General features: G+C 72.8%; 10 protein-coding genes. 7 read left to right on the top strand and 3 right to left on the bottom strand.

Going from position 1 to position 19,723, the window contains the following annotated elements; genetic code table 11:
* Positions 1 to 88: 88 nt before the first annotated feature.
* Positions 89 to 736 carry a hypothetical protein gene (locus AS97_RS03630; protein ID WP_247204218.1) on the bottom strand — a complete coding sequence of 216 codons (648 nt, stop codon included), beginning with the start codon at positions 734 to 736 and terminating at the stop codon, positions 89 to 91.
* A gap of 460 nt (positions 737 to 1,196) precedes the next feature.
* Between AS97_RS03630 and AS97_RS03625 the strand changes: the two genes are divergently transcribed.
* The 7 genes from AS97_RS03625 (at position 1,197) to AS97_RS03595 (ending at position 18,764) form a co-directional block, all read left to right on the top strand.
* On the top strand, positions 1,197 to 2,870 hold the full coding sequence (locus tag AS97_RS03625) for an ABC-F family ATP-binding cassette domain-containing protein (RefSeq protein ID WP_125760148.1): 1,674 nt from the start codon (positions 1,197 to 1,199) through the stop codon (positions 2,868 to 2,870).
* 427 nt (positions 2,871 to 3,297) lie between these two features.
* Entirely contained in the window at positions 3,298 to 10,446 is a 7,149-nt protein-coding gene (locus AS97_RS03620; protein ID WP_210564326.1) for a type I polyketide synthase, read from the top strand.
* Positions 10,443 to 15,053, top strand: a complete 4,611-nt coding sequence (locus AS97_RS03615; protein ID WP_210564325.1) for a type I polyketide synthase — start codon at positions 10,443 to 10,445, stop codon at positions 15,051 to 15,053. Before AS97_RS03620 ends, AS97_RS03615 begins: the two co-directional genes overlap by 4 nt.
* Positions 15,050 to 15,376: an acyl carrier protein gene (locus AS97_RS03610; protein ID WP_185929836.1), complete on the top strand. Its 327-nt coding sequence runs from the start codon at positions 15,050 to 15,052 to the stop codon at positions 15,374 to 15,376. Before AS97_RS03615 ends, AS97_RS03610 begins: the two co-directional genes overlap by 4 nt.
* A gap of 3 nt (positions 15,377 to 15,379) precedes the next feature.
* A complete protein-coding gene (locus AS97_RS03605) occupies positions 15,380 to 16,330 on the top strand; it encodes an alpha/beta hydrolase (protein ID WP_086710482.1) in 951 nt (316 codons plus the stop codon).
* Positions 16,327 to 17,643, top strand: a complete 1,317-nt coding sequence (locus AS97_RS03600; RefSeq protein WP_125757914.1) for a glycosyltransferase — start codon at positions 16,327 to 16,329, stop codon at positions 17,641 to 17,643. Before AS97_RS03605 ends, AS97_RS03600 begins: the two co-directional genes overlap by 4 nt.
* Positions 17,643 to 18,764 (top strand): class I SAM-dependent methyltransferase, encoded by a 1,122-nt coding sequence (locus tag AS97_RS03595; RefSeq protein WP_125757912.1) that lies wholly within the window; start codon positions 17,643 to 17,645, stop codon positions 18,762 to 18,764. The genes AS97_RS03600 and AS97_RS03595 overlap by 1 nt, the downstream gene beginning before the upstream one ends.
* Here the strand turns inward: AS97_RS03595 and AS97_RS03590 are convergent.
* A complete protein-coding gene (locus AS97_RS03590) occupies positions 18,676 to 19,569 on the bottom strand; it encodes an alpha/beta hydrolase (protein WP_247204217.1) in 894 nt (297 codons plus the stop codon). The two genes, AS97_RS03595 and AS97_RS03590, sit on opposite strands and share 89 nt — an antisense overlap.
* Positions 19,566 to 19,706, bottom strand: a complete 141-nt coding sequence (locus AS97_RS46830) for a hypothetical protein (protein WP_247204216.1) — start codon at positions 19,704 to 19,706, stop codon at positions 19,566 to 19,568. The genes AS97_RS03590 and AS97_RS46830 overlap by 4 nt, the downstream gene beginning before the upstream one ends.
* Between the last annotated feature and the right edge of the window lie 17 nt (positions 19,707 to 19,723).

Raw genomic sequence — 19,723 nt, 5'->3', positions numbered from 1 at the left:
CCCCCGGCGGTGTTCGCCCGGGGTCCGGTCACCCGCATCGCGCGAGGCGGAGGCTACGTCGTGGTGTGCTACCGCGCCGCCGGTGCGGTCACTCGCAGCCGTACCGCCAGTTCCACCCCACGAAGGTGTGCCGCAGCTCCACATCGAAGCGGCAGCTCGCCGTCCCGTCGGCCTTCAACTGGACGTAGGAGTGGTGGGTGTTGTTGTACCAGTCGCCGGTCGGATCGAAGACACCCTGGTACGCGAAGTCGGCGTGCGCCTCGGAGTTGACCTCGGCGCAGTCGGTGACACAGTCGTCCTTCGCGGTCTGCGAGGTGAGGGACCAACCGGCGTCCCACGGCTCGCGGTTCCACTCCTGCGTGGCCGTGGTGCCGGCCGTGGTGACGCGGCCGTTCGCCGTGTCCCACGAGGAGGCGGTGTACAGGCCCGTCATCCGGATGTTGCAGCAGTCGTACATCTCGTTCCAGCCACGCAGCTGATGTCCGGCGGCGGTGGCGGTGCGGGCCGAGCGGGCCGATGCCGGGCCGTGCTGGACGGAGGCCGGTTCCGGCTTGCAGTCCGCGCCGATGGTGATCTGCCCCGAGACGGCCTGGCCGGGCGCCGGAACGGGAAGCTCGCCGGTCAGCCGGACACCGTCACAGGACTTCGGCGCCGGGTCGGACTCCTGGGCCGTCGCCACCGTCGTACCACCCAGGAACGCCACCAGGGAGACGGCCGACACGGCCGCGATGCTCAACCGGCTCTTCACTTCTCACGCCCTTTGATCCGATGCGATCCGAAAGGGGCAGCGCACCTCGATACCGGTGCGCCGCCAGGTCACGCGGTGATCGTAACGGCGGTCGTCCGCGGAAGCGGGGGCTCCGCGGAGGTTGGCAGGAAGGTGGCACCGCGGCCCTGCCCGATCGCGCACACGACATCACACACCGCGGCTGCGCTACACTTCCGAGGTCCTGTTGTCTCCGATAGAGGTGGACGTTGCGTATCTGAGGTTCGCGATCATCGCGCGGTACGGCACAAGCCGTAGCCCGTCACGTCGTAGCCGGCCTTCTCGCCGCCCGTGACCCGCGTGAATGCGACCTCGGTGCATCAGCCGTCCCTCACCCTTCGGAGGGCCGCACCCGATTTCCCGGCTTGGTCGCCGCGTGGTGCTCGCATACGTAGCCCCTTTTCACAGTGCTTGCGAATGCGAGAACACCATGGCATCATCCCCCACCCCCAGTGCCTCCGTGACCTGCTCGGCCGTGTCCTTCCAGTGGCCGGACGGCACCACCGTCTTCGACGGGCTCTCGCTCGGCATCGGACGGGGCCGCACCGGCCTCGTCGGCACCAACGGCAGTGGCAAGTCCACCCTGCTGCGGCTGATCGCGGGCCGGCTGCGTCCCGCCCAGGGGTCGGTGACCGTCGGCGGCAGCCTCGCCTACCTTCCGCAGAACATCACCCTCGACACCACCCTCCGCGTCGACCAGGCCCTGGGCATCGCCGAGCGGCGCGCCGCCCTGAGCGCCATCGAGGCCGGAGACGTCGACGAGGCTCACTTCGAGACCATCGGCGACGACTGGGACGTCGAGGAGCGGGCCCTGGCGACACTGGGCTCACTCGGCCTCGGCGATGTCGAACTGGACCGCACCGTCGGCCATCTCTCCGGCGGGGAGACCGTACTGCTGCGCCTGGCCGCCCTGCTCCTGGAGCGTCCCGACGTCCTGCTGCTCGACGAACCCACCAACAACCTCGACCTGTTCGCACGGCGGCGGCTCTACGACGCCGTCGACTCCTGGCGCTCCGGTGTGCTGGTCGTGGTCAGCCACGACCGTGAGCTGCTGGAGCGGGTGGACCGGATCGCCGAACTGCGGTCCGGTTCGGTGACCTGGTACGGCGGCGGCTGGTCCGCCTACCGCGAGGCGCTGGCCACTCAGCAGGAGGCGGCCGCGCGAATGCTGCGGGTCGCCGAGGCGGATGTGCGTCGGCAAAAACGCGAACTGGAGGAGACCCACATCAAACTGGCTCGCCGTCAGCGGAACAGCAAGAAGATGGACGTCGAGCGGCGGGCCCCGAGAATCGTCGCCGGTGCCCGCAAGCGCTCCGCCCAGGAGTCGGCCGGCAAGCTCCGCGACCTGCAGGAAGACCGCCTCCACGAGGCGCGTGAGCGGCGCGAGGAGGCCGCCGAGGCGGTTCGTGACGACGCCGAGATCCGGGTGAGCCTGCCGCACACCGCCGTGCCCGCGGGCCGCACCGTGTTCAGCCTGAGTGAACTGGGCCTCCGGTATGGCGCCCTGCGCGACGCCACCCTCCATGTGCAGGGGCCCGAACGCATCGCGCTGGTGGGGCGGAACGGGGCGGGCAAGACCACACTGCTGCGCACCCTCACCGGCCAGCTCGCCCCGCTGTCCGGGGAGGCCAGGACGTTTGTGCCGCTGCGGTTCCTCCCCCAGCGGCTGGATGTGCTGGACGACGAGCTGAGTGTGGCGGCGAACGTGGCGCGCCGGGCGCCCGGGATCACCGACAACCAGATCCGCTCCCAGCTCGCGCGCTTCCTGTTCAAGGGGGCGCGGGCGGAACAGCCGGCCGGCACCCTCTCGGGTGGCGAACGTTTCCGGGCCGCCCTCGCGGCCACCATGCTCGCCGCACCGGCCCCGCAGCTGCTGCTGCTCGACGAGCCCACCAACAACCTCGACATGGCCAGTGCGCGGCAGCTGACGAGCGCGCTGGACTCCTACGAGGGCGCGCTCGTGGTCTCCAGCCACGATCTGCCGTTCCTGGAATCGATCGGCATCACCCGGTGGCTGCTGGTCGGCGAGGAGTTGCGGGAGACCGGCGCCGACGAGGTCCGCGATCTGCTCGAGGAGTCATCCGTGACGGAGGGGACCGGCTGAGACCGGCCCGGGCGGGCGGCCCAGGTGGCCGCCCGGGCCACCAGGGAGGCGTGGCCACCTGCCCGGGTCGCTCCGCCTCTCCTGCCTGTACACGAAATTCGCGACAGCGAAATCAGGATCCGGTGTCCGCGCAGGTTAAGGCGCAATCAAGGTTCACTCATGCGCCCCGGCATACCTTCGGCAGCGATCTCTTTCACCGGAGGTATATGAACATTTAACTGAGGGGGTGGCAACGCCACCGATGTCGTCCCGTCTGGCGAGAATCAGCCCGTCGTGGCACGGGCTTGCGACTGCTTGTTGACTCTTCAGTAATGAAGTGGCTAATTTCAGCCCCGCGCCGTTTCGCGAGATTCCCGTGCCATACGTTCGACATGCGTTGCCCGAATTATCTCCCTTTCCTGCTGCGCTAGCGATTTTCGGAGAAAACATGTCATCCGTCGTGGACGCCGGCGATCTTGTCATCGGCATCACTCCCTTAGGGGAGCCGGACGCCAGACTCGCCGCAGCGGTCAGCCGCGCGGGCGGTCTTGGCGTTCTCGACCTGGGAACAACGGGCCGCGAGGCCCTCCAGGCGTGGGAGGACATCGGCGAGTGGGTGGCCGACGGGCGGTACGGCGTGCGGGTCGCGGCGGGCTGCCGCCTCACCCCCGCGGACCTGCGGGATACCCCGGCCGCCAGCGGTCCAGAGGGTGGCGCGCCCGGTCCCCACACGGTGGTGCTCGGGGTGGACTCGCCCTGGCCGGTGGAGGCCGTATCCGACCGATGCCGAGTGCTGGCCGAGGTCACCGACCTGGACGCGGCGCTCGGGGCCGTCCGCGCCGGAGCGCACGGACTGATCGCCCGGGGCAGCGAGAGCGGCGGTCGGATCGGGGCGTTGGGCACCTTCATCCTGCTGCAGCGGCTCCTCGCCGACCCCCGGGTGTCCTTACCGGTGTGGGCCTGCGGCGGCATCGGCCCACACACCGCCGCGGCGTCCGTACTCGGCGGCGCGGCCGGGGTCGTGCTCGACACCCAGCTGGCCCTGCTCGCCGAATCGGGGCTCCCGGAGGACCGGGCCGCCGCCATCCGCTCCATGGACGGCTCCGAGACCACCGTCCTCGACGGGCACCGCGTCCTGCGGCGCCGGGGGCGCGCCACGCAGTACATCGAGCCAAATCTGACGGTGGGTCAGGACGGTTTTCTGGCGGTCCGGTTCGCCGAGCGGTGGCGGGATGCGGGGCGCACCGTCCGGGGCATCACCGACGCCATCCGGGAGGCCGCGCACGAGGCCGTGCGGAACGGCTCCGCCGTCTCGGCGCTGCGCCCCGGCGCCCCATTGAGCACCCGCCTCGGCACCCGGCTGCCCCTCGCGCAGGGCCCGATGACCAGGGTCAGCGACCAGGGCGCGTTCGCCTCCGCCGTCGCCGCCGGGGGAGCGCTGCCGTTCATCGCGCTCGCCCTGGCCGGACGTGACCAGGCGCGCACCATGCTGGAGGAGGCCGCGGCCGTGCTGGACGGACGGCCCTGGGGTGTCGGTGTCCTCGGCTTCGCACCCGAGGAGATCAGGAACGCCCAGCTCGAGGCCGTACGGGCGATCCGCCCCAGCCATGCCATCATCGCGGGCGGACGGCCGTCCCAGGCGAAGGCGCTGGAGCGGGACGGCATCGCCACCTATCTGCATGTGCCCTCGCCGGGGCTGCTGCGCCAGTTCCTCCAGGCCGGGGCCCGGCGGTTTGTCTTCGAGGGCTCCGAATGCGGCGGCCACGTGGGGCCGCGCAACAGCTTTCCGTTATGGGAGGCCCAGATCGCCGTCGTCGAGGACTTCCTCGACGACACCGCGCACGACCCGCGTCACACGGCGAACCCCCAAGGCGCCGACGGCACCGAAGCGGCCGACGACACCGACGGCGCGGGTATTGAGGTCTTCTTCGCCGGGGGAGTGCACGACGAACGCTCCGCCGCGATGGTGGCCGCGCTCGCCGCCCCGCTCACCCGGCGCGGCGTCGCCGTCGGCTCGCTGATGGGCACCGCGTACCTGTTCACCGAGGAAGCCGTGGCACACGGCGCCGTACAGCCACTCTTCCAGCGCCAGGTGGTGGCCGCCGAGCACACCGTGCTGCTGGAGACCGCCCCCGGCCACGCCACACGCTGCGTGCCCAGCCCCTTCACCGAGAGCTTCGACACCGTCAAGGAGCGGCTGCGGAACGAGGGCCTGCCGGACCGGGATGTCTGGGAGCGGCTGGAGCGGCTGAACGTGGGACGACTGAGGATCGCCAGCAAGGGCATGGACCGCGGGCCCGATGGCGCGTTGACTTCGGTGGACGAGGAACACCAGCTCAGCGGCGGGATGTTCATGGCCGGACAGGTCGCCGTGATGCGCTCGGCCACCACCACGATCGCCGCCCTGCACCATGCGGTGGGCCCCGGCGCCGCCGACTTCCTCACCGCACGCGCCGAGGCCGTGTGCGAACGCCTGGGCGTGGCCTCGGCCCCGACGGCGGCCGAAGCGCCCGCGCCGCTGGACGTGGCCGTGGTCGGCATGGCGTGCATGTTTCCGCAGGCGCCCGACCTCGCCTCGTTCTGGGCCAATGTGGTGGGCGGTGTGGACGCCGTCACCGAAGTGCCCGCCGAGCGCTGGGACCCGGCCGTCCACTACACGGGCGACAAGGACGGCGCCTCCGCCTCCCAATGGGGCGGCTTCCTGCCACCCATCCCCTTCGACCCGCTGCGCTACGGCATCCCCCCGGCCTCGCTCGGCAGCATCGAACCCGTCCAGCTCCTGGCCCTGGAGGCCGCCCGCCGGGCCCTGGACGACGCCGGATACGGCGACCCCGGTGACGGCGGCCGCACCTTCGACCGCTCCCGCACCTCCGTGGTGTTCGGCGCCGAGGCGGGCAGCGATCTGTCCCATGCCCAGACGCTGCGCGCCGTCCTGCCGGCTTACGTCCGCGAGGTGCCGCGGGACCTGGCGGACCAGCTGCCGCGGCTCACCGAGGACTCCTTCCCCGGCATGCTCGCCAACGTCATCTCCGGACGGATCGCCAACCGGCTCGACCTCGGCGGCGCCAACTACACCGTGGACGCGGCATGCGCGTCATCGCTGGCCGCCGTGGACGTGGCATGCAAGGAGCTGACCGCCGGCACCAGCGACCTCGTACTGTGCGGCGGCGCCGATCTGCACAACGGCATCAACGACTATGTGCTCTTCTCCTCGGTGCACGCCCTCTCCCCGACGGGCCGCTCCCGCACCTTCGACAGCTCGGCCGATGGAATCGCGCTCGGCGAGGGCATCGCCTGCGTCGTCCTGAAACGGCTGGCCGACGCCGAACGGGACGGTGACCGCGTCTACGGCGTCATCAAGGGCGTCGGCTCCTCCAGCGACGGCCGCTCGCTCGGGCTGACCGCCCCGCGTCCCGAGGGACAGCGGGCCGCGCTGGAGCGCGCGTACGCCAATGCCCACCTCTCGCCCGCCGACGTCGGCCTGATCGAGGCGCACGGCACCGGCACGGTCGTCGGCGACCGCACCGAACTCACCGTCCTGAGCGAGATGTTCACCGACGCCGGGGCCGCACCGGGGGCGTGTGCGCTGGGCTCGGTGAAGTCCCAGATCGGGCACACCAAATGCGCCGCGGGGCTCGCCGGGCTGGTGAAGGCCGCGATGGCGCTGTACACCGGCATCACACCGCCGACCCTGCATCTGACCCGGCCCAACCCGGCATGGGACGCGGACCGCAGCCCCTTCTCCTTCCACACCCGGGCCCGCCCATGGGCCGCCGCGCCCGCCGAACGGGTGGCGGGGGTGAGCGCGTTCGGCTTCGGCGGGACCAACTTCCATGTGGTGCTGGCGGCACACGGCCGGGGAGCGCCACCCGCACAGGGGCTGGACGCCTGGCCCGCCGAGCTGTTCCTCTTCCGCGGGGCCGACCGGGCGGCGGCGCTGCGGGTGGTCCGGGAGACACTCGACCAGCTCATGGCCAATGACACGGCCGGACGGCCATGGCGGCTGCGCGACCTCGCGCTGACCGCCTCCCGGCGCGCCGACGCCGGCCACGAACCGGTCCGGGTGGCCGTGGTGGCCACGGACCTGGACGACCTGGCCGCACGATTACGCCAGGTGCTCGCGGGCGATCCGCCGGGCCCGGGGCCATGCGGAACGGACGGGCTGCACATCGCCCCGGAGACGGCCCAAGAGGCCGGGGACGAGCCGGAGCGCGGCAGGGTCGCCTTCCTCTTCCCCGGGCAGGGCAGCCAGCGGCCCGGGATGTTCGCCGACGCCTTCGTCACCTTCCCCGAACTCCAGCACCAGTTGCGCCACGGACGCGCCTACACCGACGCGCTGTACCCCCCGGCCGCCTTCGACGAGGCCGGGCAGGCGGCGCAGCGCACCGCCATCACCGACACCCGAGTGGCCCAGCCCGCACTGGGCATGGTCGGGCTCGCCGCGTATACCTTGCTGACCTCGGCCGGGGTCCGGCCCGACATGGCGGCCGGACACAGCTACGGCGAACTGGTCGCACTGTGCGCCGCGGGCGCCCTCGACCTCCGTACGCTGCCGCGGTTGAGCGCCGAGCGAGCGGCCGCCATCCTCGGTGCCGCCGAGGCCGCCGGGGAGGAGCCCGGCACCATGGCGGCCGTGACCGCGGCCCCCGGCGAGGTCGAGTCGGTGCTGCGGGCGGCCGAGCTCGCCGAGCGTGTGGTGACCGCCAACCACAACGCGCCACGGCAGACCGTGATCTCCGGGCCCGAGCGGGACATCCAGGAGGCGGTGCGGCTGCTGCGGGCGGCCGGGCACTCGGCCAAACGGATCCCGGTCGCCTGCGCCTTTCACAGCCCGCTGGTGGCCGGGGCCGGTGCGCGGTTCGCCGAGGCGCTGGCCCGCCATCCGGTGCGGGTAGCCGAGTTCCCCGTCTGGGCGAATCGCACCGCCGCCCCGCACGGCGCGGAGCCGGACGCCATCCGCGCCGAGCTCGCCGCCCAGATCGGCGCGCCCGTCCGCTTCGTGGCGCAGATCGAGGCCATGTACGAGGCGGGCGCGCGAATCTTCGTGGAGGCCGGTCCGGGGACGGTGCTCACCCGGCTGGTGGGGGAAATCCTCGACGGCCGTCCGCACCTCGCCCTGGCTTGCGAAGGACGGCGTACCGGCTCCGTCGGACCGCGGGGGTTTCTCGACACCCTGGCCCGGCTGGCCGTCGCCGGTATTCCGGTGCGTACGGCCTGGCTGTTCCACGGCCGGGACGCGGTGGCGGCGGGCTCCGCCCCGCCACCGAAACGGCCCGGCTGGACGGTCGACGGGCACCTGGTCCGCACCGCGGACGGTGAGCTCCTTCCCGGTGCGCTGGCACCGGCCCGACGTGTCATGGAGGCGACCGTGAGCCAGACCGATCGGACGGGTGGCGGCGAGTACGGGGGCAGGGACGCCCTGATCTCGGAGTTCCTGAGGACCAGCCGGGAGATGATCGCCGCCCAGCGCGATGTGCTCCTCACCTACTTCGGCGGGGCGCCGGGCGAACGGCATGCCTCGCCACCGGCTCCGGTCGTCGCGGCCGCGCCGTTGCCCGCTGAGCTCGGCTCGGTGGCCGCCGCGCCGGTGGCTGCCACGTCCGGCGCCTCGGCGCCGGTTGCCGAAGAGTCTCCCGCATCCGCCCCGCCCGCACCCGCCACCGGGCGCGATGTGCTGCGCGCGGTCTCCGAGATCATCAGCGAACGCACCGGCTATCCGGTCGACATGATCGAACCCGACCTCGATCTCGAAGCCGATCTCAGCATCGACTCCATCAAACGGGCCGAAATCGCGGGCGAGTTGGCGCGGCGCCTCGGTGTCGCGGGCGCGGACACCGGTGCTCTGGGCGACGAGGAGCTGGAGGAGCTGGCCAAGGCCCGTACCACCGCCGCCGTCACCGACTGGCTCACCGCCCGCCTCGCGCCGCCCGCCCCGGCGGCCTCCGCAACACCGCCCGACGCACCGGAGCCGGTGGCCGAGCCCGTGGCCGTGGTCGCGCCCGAACCCGTGGCCGTGTCCGGTGTGGCGCCCAAACGGCTGCGGCTGGTGCCCGTGCCCCTCGGCGCACCCGAGGACGGTGCCACCGCGCCGCCCGAGCTGATCGGTCGGCGCTTCGCCCTGCTCGGCGGGGAAGGCGACGGGATGGCCGAGGCGGTGGCCGCCCGCCTGGGCGAGCGCGGTGCCGAGGCCGTCCGCCTCGCCGCCGGGCATCAGCTCACCGAGGAGGACGGCCGGGTGGACGGTGTGCTGCTGCTCGACCCGCTGGCCACCTCCGGCGCACCGGTGCTGCCGGAGGCGTTCACGGCCCTCCAGTCGGCCCTGCGGCGCGCCCCGCACTGGCTGCTGGCGCTCCGCCACGTTGACCCGCTCGCCGCGCGCACGGCCGGGCTGCGCGGGGTTTTCCGTACGGTGGCCAGGGAGTACCCGGACATCGTCACCAGGCTGGTGGAGTTCCCCGCCGAGGTGGCCGGGTCCGCCGACGTGGCCGGGCCCGAACCCGTAGCCGGGCCCGCAAACGCGCCTGGCTCTCCCGAAGCGCCCGGCTCTCCCGAAGCGCCCAGGTTCGCCGACGCCGTGGCCGACGGGTTGCTCGACGAGTTGCTCGCCCCGGACCGTACGCCCGTCGTACTGCGCACCGCGGATGGGCGGCGCCACCGGCTGGACCTCGTGGAGACCCCGCTGGGCGCGCTCGCCGGTTCGGGGGCCGGGCCCGCCGGGGACGGCGCGGCGGAGGTGGCCGCGCTCGGCCTGGACCGGGACGCGGTGGTGGTCCTGGTCGGCGGGGCGCGGGGGATCACCGCGCGGTGTGCCGCCACCTTCGCGTCCGCCGCCCGCTGCCGGATCGAACTGCTCGGCCGTACGACGGAGCCCGGCGGCCCCGAGGACCCGGCCACCGCCGGGGCCCGCGACGAGACGGCCCTGCGCGCGGCGCTCGCGGCCCGGGGCGGGCTGGGGCCCGCCGACATCCAGCGGGAGGCCGACCGGATCCTGGCGCGCCGGGAGGTCGCCGCGACGGTCGAGGAGCTGACCGCCCTGGGCGGCCGGGTCCGCTATCGCTCGGTCGACTTCCGCGACGCCGAAGCGGTGCTCCAGGCGGTGAAGCAGATCCACGCCGACCACGGGCGGCTGGACGGTGTCGTCTACGGGGCCGGTGTGATCGAGGACCGGCTGATCGCCGAGAAGTCCGCCGAGTCCTTCCAGCGGGTGTACCGGACCAAGGTGGAAGGGGCCCGGACGCTGCTGGACGCGCTGGCGGAGCTGCCCGAACCCCCGGCGTTCGCCGTGTTGTTCGGCAGCGTCGCCGCCGCCCTCGGCAACCGCGGCCAGGTGGATTACGCGGCGGCCAACGACACGCTGGAGACCCTGGGCGCGCGCTGGCGGGACCGCACCGGCCGCCGGGCGCTGACCGTGCACTGGGGGCCATGGGCACCGACCGGAGCCCATGGCGGGATGGTCACACCGGAGCTGGGCCGCGAGTACGCCCGGCGCGGCATCTCGCTCATCGACCCCGAGGAGGGCACGCTCGCGCTGCTGCGCGAGCTGGCCTGGGGCGAGGAGTCCACGGGATCCGTCGTCTACACCGCCTCGGGCTGGTGAGCGTGACGGACGAGCAGGCGCACCAGCAGCCGCCGGTGGCCATCGTCGGCATGTCCGTGCTGCTGCCCGGCTCCCCGGACCTGGACACCTACTGGCGCAACCTGGTCGGCGGCGTGGACGCCATCAGCGACGTCCCGGCCGGGCGGTGGGACGCCGGTTTCTATGCCCCGGACGGCGGTGGCGACACGCCCGCGGCGCCCGACCGGGTGTACTGCCGGCGGGGCGGGTTCGTGGACGAGTTCGCCCGGATCGAGGCCGCGCGGTTCGGGATCATGCCGAACTCGGTGTCCGGCACCGAACCCGACCAGTTGATCGCCCTGGGCGTCGCGGCGGCGGCCATCGCCGACGCGGGCGGTGAGGACCGGCTTCCCGACCGGCAGCGGGTGGGCGTGGTGCTGGGCCGGGGCGGCTATCTCACCCCCGGGCTGGTCCGGCTCGACCAGCGGGTGCGCACCGCCCACCAGCTCGTACGGACCCTCGGCGAGCTGCTGCCCGACCTCGAACCCGGCCAACTCGACCTCGTACGGGCCGCGTTCACCGAGCGGCTCGGCCCGGACCGGCCCGAGGCGGCCATCGGCCTGGTGCCCAACCTCGCCGCCTCGCGCATCGCCAACCGGCTCGATCTGCGCGGCCCCGCGTACACCGTGGACGCCGCCTGCGCCTCCTCGCTCGTCGCCGTCGACCAGGCGGTGGGGGAGCTGGCCTCGGGCCGGTGCGATGTGATGCTCGCGGGCGGGGTGCACCACTGCCACGACATCACCCTGTGGAGCGTGTTCTCGCAGCTGCGTGCGCTCTCGCCGAGCCAGCGGATCCGGCCCTTCCACCGCGCGGCCGACGGCCTATTGATCGGCGAGGGCACCGGTGTGGTCGTCCTCAAGCGGCTCGCCGACGCACTCCGCGACGGCGACCGCGTCTACGCGGTGATCCGCGGCACCGGTGTGGCCTCCGACGGCCGCGCCACCGGTCTGGTCAACCCGGACCCGGGCGGACAGACCCGGGCCGTACGACAGGCGTGGCGGGCCGCGGGCCTCGATCCGCGCGAGCCGGGCGCCATCGGGCTGCTGGAGGCACACGGCACCGCGACGCCCGCCGGGGACGCGGCCGAACTGGCCACGCTGGCCGAGGTGTTCGGCCCCGGTGGCACGCCGGGTGCGACGGCCGTCATCGGCTCGGTCAAGTCAATGATCGGCCACACCATGCCCGCCGCCGGTGTCGCCGGTCTGGTGAAGGCCGCCCTCGCGGTCCACCACGGTCGGCTGCTGCCCACGCTGCACTGCGACGACCCCCATCCATCGCTGGCGGCCACCCGCTTCTCGGTGCTCGGCGCGGCCGAGCCCTGGGAGGCGCCCGTACGGCGCGCCGCCGTGAACGCCTTCGGGTTCGGCGGGATCAACGCCCATGTGGTGCTGGAGCAGCCGCCGGTGCCGGTGGCGCCGCGCGCCACGACCGTCGTCATCGAGCCGGAGCGGGTGCTGGCGCTGGCCGCGGACACCCCGGAGCGACTGGCCGAGCTGCTGGCGGCGGACGACGCGACCGTACGGACGACGGTGACGGGGCGGGACGCCCGTACCCGGCTGGGCATCGTCGAACCCACCGGCAAACGGCTCGCGCTCGCGCGGCGCATGGTGGCCAAGGGCCGCCCCTGGCGTGGCCGCAACGACATCTGGTTCACCCCCGCGCCACTGCTCGGCGCGGGCCCGGCGGCCAAGGGGAAGGCGGTCACGGGGAAGGCGGCCACGGGAAAGCTCGCCTTCGTCTTCCCCGGCCTCGAAGCCGAGTTCGTGCCCCGCGTGGACGGCGTCGCCGAGTACTTCGGGCTCTCCCGCCCCGCCGGGGACGACTTCGGCGAGGCGGCCCGCGTGGGCGACATCGGTCGCCATGGCGTCGGTGTCTTCGGCGTCGGCCGGCTGCTGGACGCGGCGCTGCGGCGGATGGGGGTCGTACCGGACGCGGTGGCCGGACACAGCGTGGGGGAGTGGACCGCGCTGGCCGTGGGCGGCCTCTACGCGGGCGAGGAGGTCGACGCCTTCCTCGATTCCTTCGACCCCGACGCGCTGCGGGTGCCCGGGCTGGCCTTCGCCGTCCTCGGCGCCGGTGCGCCACGGGTGCTCGCCGAGTTGGAGGCGCGGGCGGACGGCCGGATCGTGCTCTCGCACGACAACGCGCCCAGCCAGTCGATGGTGTGCGGGCCGCGCGACGATGTCGAGGAGTTCGTCCGGGCCATGCGCGCCGAAGGCGTGATCGCGCAGCTCCTGCCCTTCCAGTCCGGTTTCCACACCCCGATGCTGGCGCCCTACCTCGACCCCATCCGGGCCGTGACGGAACGCTTCGAGCTGCTCCTGCCGCCGAGAATCCCCGTCTGGTCCGGAACGACCGCCGCACCGTATCCGGCGACCGAGGCTCAGGTGCGCGAGCTGTTCATCCGCCACCTGCTGGAGCCGGTGCGCTTCCGGCTGCTGACCGAGGCCCTGTACGAGGCGGGATTCCGCGCGTTCGTCCAGGTCGGGACGGGCCAACTGGGGTCGCTCATCGGCGATACGCTGCACGGCCGCGACCACCTGGTGGTGGCCGCCAACTCCCCCCACCGCGACGGCGTATCCCAGCTCCGCCGCGTGGCCACGGCCCTGTGGACGGAGGGGGCGGAGGTGGACCCCACGCTGTCGCATGAAGCCTCGCGCCCCACACCCACGCTTCCTCCGGTACGGCTGGACCTGGACGGCTCGCTGATCTCGCTCAACGAGCCACGCCTGAGCGAGCTGCGCAAAGTGGTGGGCAATCGTTCCTCCCCCGGCTACCGCCGGGAGGTGCCCCCTGGGCGGAACGGGTGGGCACCACCCCACCCGCACCCGGCAACGGCGAACGCGGCCCACGGTGCGACCCCGCACCCGCCGTCCGCCCCGTGGACCGCCGAACTCCTCGCCCTGCTCGACGAGACCGCCACCACCGCGACAGCGGTCATCGCGGCAAGCCGCCCACCGACCCCGCGCACCCACGATCTGCAGGTGTCGACCGAGGCCATGCCCTACCTCCAAGACCACTGCTTCTTCCCCCAACGCCTGGGCTGGCCCGATGAGTCGGACCGCTGGCCCGTGGTCCCGGCCACCACGATCGTCCAGCACCTCATGGACGCGGCGGAACACACAGCGGCTGAGCACACGGCCGGACGCCCCGTGGCCGTCGCCGTCCACGGTGCCCGCTTCGACCAGTGGGTGACCGCGGCACCCCCCAGCACCGTACCCGTCACCGCGACCCCCACCTCGGCGGGCCACTACACCGTCACCTTCGGCCGCAGCGCCCGCGCCACCGTGGAAGTCGCTCCTCACCACCCCACGACCCGTCCCACCCCCTGGCCCACCGACCCCGCCACCGAGCGCACCCCCGACCACACCGCACAGCTCGTCTACGCCGAGCGCTGGATGTTCCACGGCCTGGCCTTCCAGGGGCTCACCGCGCTCACCGCGATCGGCGAGTCGCATATACGCGGCACGCTCACCACACCCCCCGCGCCGGGAGCGCTGCTGGACAACGTCGGACAGCTCCTCGGCTACTGGATCATGGCGACCCGCGCCGAACGGACCGTGGTCTTCCCGGTCGGCATGCGTCTGATGCGCTTCTTCGGCCCGCATCCAAGTCCCGGCACACCGGTGGAGTGCCTGATCAGGATCACCTCGCTGACCGATACCGCCCTGGAGGCCGACGCACAGTTGCTGATCGGCGGCGAGGTGTGGGCGGAGTTGTCGGGCTGGCAGGATCGCCGGTTCGACAACCACCCCGACACCCGCCCCGTGGAGCGCTTCCCACAGCGCAACACGCTGTCCCGGCCCCAGCCGGGCGGCTGGGTCCTGCTCCATGAGCGCTGGCCCGATCTGGCCTCCCGCGATCTGATCATGCGTAACCACCTGGGCCGCGCCGAGCGCACGGAATATGAACACCAGCCGCCACGCGGCCGCAGGCAGTGGCTGCTGGGCAGGATCGCGGCCAAGGACGCCGTACGGCGCTGGCTCTGGGACCACGGCGAAGGCCCGGTCTTCCCCGCCGAGATCGGGATACGCGACGACGCCCAGGGGCGTCCGTATGCCATCGGCGTCCACGGCCGGACCCTGCCCGAACTGGCCCTCTCGCTGGCACACCGGGCCGAGGCCGGGGTCGCCCTCGTGGTGCCGCGCGCACACGGGGCCCCGGGCCCCGGTATCGCCCTCGAAGAGGTCGCCCACCGCGACGACCACGCCCTCGCGGCCGCCTTCGGCCGGGCCGAGCGGGAACTCCTCGCGACCGCGACGGCCGGGGGCGGTGATTCGCGTGCCCGCTGGGCCACCACCTTCCGGGCCGCGAAGGAGGCGGTCGCCACGGCGGAGGGCACTGCCCTGCACGACCGGCCGCATGCCCTCATCATCGCCGAGGCACTGCCGGGAGCCGATCACCCCGACGCGGCACCGGCCCGGCTCGTCGTCGAGGTGGCGGCCACCGCCCCCGGGCAGCGCCCGCGCCGCTACCAGGTCCACTGCAGCACCATCGCCAACCCGCCCGGACTGCCGGACAGGGACTACGCCGTGGCCTGGACGACCGGCCCGGACCACCAGGAACAGGACAAGGAGAGCGACCAGTGACCACCGTCAATCAGACCGTCTCGGCACCCCCCGCCGACGCACCGGCCGTGCTCGCGGAGATATCCGGGATGCTCCGGACGATGCTCGACGAGTACGGCCTCGACGATATCGAGGTCACCATGGAGACCCGCTTCACCGAGGATCTGGAGCTGGAGAGCATCGACCTGGTGGCGCTGGCCGGCAGCCTGGAGGCCCGATACGGCAGACAGGTCAACTTCGCCGAGTTCGTGGCGGGCCTGGAGCTCGACGAGATCATCGACCTCACGGTGGGGCAGCTCGTCGAGTATGTCGTGCGGTGCCTCAGGGCGGCCGGGGAGAGCTGACCCATGGCGATGATCGACACCAGCCGCGACACCTGCGACGGCGCGGGCGGCGGCACCGGCAGCGGTACGTGCGACGACGCGGACCCCGTTACGGACCACGACGGTCCGGATACCGGGCCGGACGGCGTCCGACTGCATGTCCAGCGGCTGTCCCCGCCCGATGGCCGTCCGCCCACCGCCACCGCCGTGCTCATCCACGGTCTGCTCACCGACTCCCTCGCCAGCTGGTACTTCACGGTGGCCCCGGACCTCGCCGCCGCCGGGCTGGAGGTGGTGATGTACGACCAGCGGGGACACGGCCGCAGCGAGCGTCCCGGCTCCGGCTACCGGCTGGACACGTTCGTCACCGATCTGGAGCGGCTGCTCGACCGGCTGGACATCACCGGGCCGGTCCATCTGGTGGGCAACTGCTTCGGCGGAACGGTGGCGTTCGCCTACGCCATGCGCCATCCGGAGCGGGTGGCGGGGATCGCGGTGATCGAGGCGAAGCCGGCCACCGAGAGCTGGCTGACCGAGATCAGCGGGATCCTCCGGCGCGTCGTCGCCGAACTGGTCATCCACGAGGCCGAGTCGCTGGCCTGGGTCAGCGCCCACCGGGGCGCCCACACCGCACGGCTGGCCAAGTCGGCCGCCCGCCTGGTCCGTACGACCACCATCGCCGAGGACGTGCCGGAGAGCCGAGTGGTGAGCGAGGAGCAGGTCGGCGCGGTGCGCTGCCCGGTGCTGGCCGTCTACGGCGCGGATTCCGAACTCGCCGGCCAGGACCGGTGGTTGGAGTCGGTACTGCCCGGCACCCGGACCGTCGTCCTGCCGGGACAGGGGCATTCGGTCCTCGCCGAGGCGCCCACGCGCATCCGCGAACTGCTGCTGTCCTGGATCCACGGGTGCGAACCGGGCACCGGCGCCACGGCGGCGGATGCGGCCCTGGATGCCCGGGAGGCCGATGCCTCATGAGCGAACCCAGCAGATCGCAGGCAGCCCCACCTCACAGACCCCGCCGCTTTCTCTTCGTCGTGCCGCCGCTGGTCGGCCACGTCAACCCCACCCTCGGCGTCGCGGCCGAACTCACCGCCCGGGGACACCAGGTGGCCTGGGCCGGGATGCCCGAGGTCGTCGGGCGGCTGACCGGGCAGGGGGCGACGGTCTACCGCTGCGCCGGGCCGGTGCTGGGCGAGGGCGGGGCGGGCCGGCCACCGGACGTACGCGGCCCGGCCGCGCTGAGGTTCCTGTGGGAGCGATTCCTGGTGCCGCTCGCCGAGGCCATGGCCCCAGGCGTCGCCAAGGCCATCGAGGAGTTCCGCCCCGATGTGGTGATCGCCGACCAGCAGACCGTGGCGGGCGGACTGGTGGCCGAACGGCTGGGGGTGTGCTGGGCCACATCCGCGACCACCTCGGCGGAGTTCACGGGCGCGCTGGACGGTCTGCCCAAGATCGATGCCTGGCTGGACGGGCAGATGAACGAGGTGCGGGGCCGGATCGGCGATCCGGAGAGCGCGGCCGATCCCCGGTTCTCACCTGATCTGGTCCTGGCCTTCACCACCGAGGAGCTGGCCGGACGGCCGGCCCGGGCGGGCGATCGCATCCGTTACGTGGGCCCGTCCATCGCCGGGCGGCCGGCCACGACGGACTTCCCCTGGGAGTGGCTGGACCCCGCGCGCCCCGCCGTCCTGGTCACGCTCGGCACCGCGAACACCGATGCCGGGGCGCGCTTCCTCACCGAGTGCCGGGAGGCCGTACGGGCCCGGGCCGGTCGTTTACAGACGGTCATCGTCGACCCGGAGGGCGTCCTCACCCCGGACTTCTCGGAAACCCCGGACACCCCGGACTCCTCGAACACTCAGGGCATCCGGGAGACCTCCACCACCCCAAACGACAAGGACGTCCTGGTGTGCCGCTACGTCCCTCAACTCCCCCTTCTGGAACGGGTGAGCGCGGTGGTGTGCCACGCGGGCCACAACACGGTCTGCGAAACCCTGTGGCACGGTGTTCCGCTCGTCGTGGCCCCCATCCGGGACGACCAGCCGGTGGTGGCCGCGCAGGTGGTCGACGCGGGCGCGGGCGTCCGCGTCAGATTCGGCCGGGCGAGGGCGGCCGGGCTCGGCGAGGCGCTGGACACCGTCCTGTACGAGCCGGGGTATCGCATCGCCGCCGAGCGCGTCCGGGCCTCCTTCCGCGCGGCGGGCGGCGCCGTGGCGGCAGCCGGACACCTGGAAGCACTGGCCGCGAAGCCCGGTGGTCATGCCACGCCGACTCCCGAGGGGGACTGATGAGCCGCACGTCCGACGCACCACGTACGCCCGCGAAGCCGTCGCGCGCCGAGACCGTCGCCGCGCTGCGCCCCCGCTACCAGGCCGATCTGGCGCGGGGCACCGGGCGGTTCTTCGAGCCGCGCCGTACCGACTGTCCGTGGTGCGGTTCGACGCGGCTGAAGCGGCGGCTGCGCACCAGGGACCGCTACCAGAGCAAGCCGGGCCGCTTCGCGCTCGACGCGTGTGCCGACTGCCGCCACGTGTTCCAGAATCCCAGGCTGAACGGCGACGGCCTGGAGTTCTACTACCGCGACTTCTACGACGGGATGGGGGAGATCGAACTCGGCAACCTCTTCGCCGGGCGGGACAAGGTCTACCGGCGGCGCGCGATGTTCCAGGACCCCTCCGCCGAGCCCCCGAAGACCTGGCTCGATGTCGGCACCGGACACGGCCACTTCCCCGCGGTGGCCCGTACCGTCTTCCCCGGCACCCGCTTCGACGGACTCGACTTCACCGACGGCGTCGACCTGGCCGAGCGGACGGGGCGCATAGACCGGGGCATCCGTGGCAGCTTCCCCGAGCTGGCGGAAGAGCGCCTGGCCGGGGGCTACGACGTGGTGAGCATGTTCCACTATCTGGAGCACAGCACCGATCCCCGCGACGAACTCCGCGCGGCCCGGCGGGCGCTGCGCCCCGGTGGCCATCTGCTGATCGAGGTACCCGATCCGGAGTGCTGGTTCGCCCGGCTCCTCGGCCGCTTCTGGCTGCCCTGGCTCCAGCCCCAGCATCTGCACTTCCTGCCGGTGGCGAACCTCCGGAAGGAACTGGACGCGCTCGGCTTCACCGTCATCGCCGAGGAGCACCGCGAACCGTCCGACACGGTCGATCTGCTGGGCGCCGTATGGCTGTCCGTGAACGCGGTCATTCCGCCCGATGACGCCCCTTCGCTGCCGCGACCGCCCGGCCGGGCGCGCTGGCTGCTGCGCTGTGCGCTGCTGCTCGCGGCCGTCCCCGTGCTGATCCTCGCGACCACCTTGGACCGGCTGCTGCTCAAGCCGCTGGCGGGCCGGGGGAAAATATCCAACGCCTATCGGGTGGTGGCCCGGTGCGATGCCCCGGCCCGTCCCGGCCCCCGCTGAGGCGCCCCCGCTGACGTGCACCCCGGGTCCACCCGACTCGGGGCCCGGGGGAGGGGTGATACACGGCGAAGTGGCCCTGTTCTCCCGATGAACGGGTTCTGAGAACGAATCCGGGCTCGGCGGGGGCAGGCGGCTCGTGATTGATCTTGCTCGCGCAAAGGACCGTTCGCGAGAAGTCGAGATGTGGCGGGATGCGAGGAGTTGCGTTCTCGGATCCTCCGCCAATGCCTTCCGTGCGTCGGGGAGCGCCACGGGGCCGTGCGGATCGGTGTCCAGCTCCGGTATGACCAAGATTCGAGGAAGTCGAGTGCTTTTGCCACGAATTCGTCGTGGTACTGGAAGATGCCTCCGTGTCCGGCGTCCGGGTAGAGGGGGAAGAGTTCGGCCCGGGGCAGCCGTGCGGCGAGGTCGAGGGTGTTCTCGCTCGGTGCGCTCCTTCAGCCGTTCCAGGAAGGCGGGTGCTTCGCGTCGGCCGTGCTCGGTATCGGTGAAGAAGAGGAACCGCTTGGGGTCCTTGCGGGGCAGGAGGCCCTTCACGATGTCCTGGAGGGTGGGTGCGGTGACCTTGTCGATGCCGGGGCCTTCCGGCGGGGCCGGTGCCCGCGAGGACGACTCTGCGCACCAGCTGCGGTTCCTCGGCCGCGATGACCTGGGCGATGAAGCCGCCCATCGACAGGCCGGGCAGGTCGACCTGTTCGAAGCCCAGGGCGCGGATGAACAGCACCGCGTCGCGGGCCATCGCCTCGATGGTGTCGGGGGTGTATCCGCCGGACGCGCCGACTCCGCGGTTGTCGAAGGCGATCACCCGGCGCCGGGGGCGAGTCCGTCGATGACGCGGGGGTCCCAGTTGTCCAGGACCGCGGTCAGGTGGTGGAGCAGGATCAGCGGTACGCCGTCTCCTTCCGGGCCGAGCTGCCGGTGGGCGAAGTCGACGCCGCGCACGGACACCGATCGGGTCG

It is taken from the genome of Streptomyces sp. AgN23, from assembly GCF_001598115.1.
In the GTDB taxonomy this organism is placed as follows: Bacteria; Actinomycetota; Actinomycetes; order Streptomycetales; family Streptomycetaceae; genus Streptomyces; species Streptomyces antimycoticus.
The sequence above is the reverse complement of the archived record's forward strand: the minus strand, read 5'-3'. Positions and strand labels throughout refer to the sequence as shown.

Excerpts from the sequence above, each read along its gene's own strand:
- AS97_RS03605 (WP_086710482.1), top strand. The coding sequence starts at position 15,380 with ATGGCGATGATCGACACCAGCCGCGACACCTGCGACGGCGCGGGCGGC.
- AS97_RS03620 (WP_210564326.1), top strand. The coding sequence starts at position 3,298 with ATGTCATCCGTCGTGGACGCCGGCGATCTTGTCATCGGCATCACTCCC.
- AS97_RS03625 (WP_125760148.1), top strand. The coding sequence starts at position 1,197 with ATGGCATCATCCCCCACCCCCAGTGCCTCCGTGACCTGCTCGGCCGTG.
- AS97_RS03595 (WP_125757912.1), top strand. The coding sequence starts at position 17,643 with ATGAGCCGCACGTCCGACGCACCACGTACGCCCGCGAAGCCGTCGCGC.
- AS97_RS03600 (WP_125757914.1), top strand. The coding sequence starts at position 16,327 with ATGAGCGAACCCAGCAGATCGCAGGCAGCCCCACCTCACAGACCCCGC.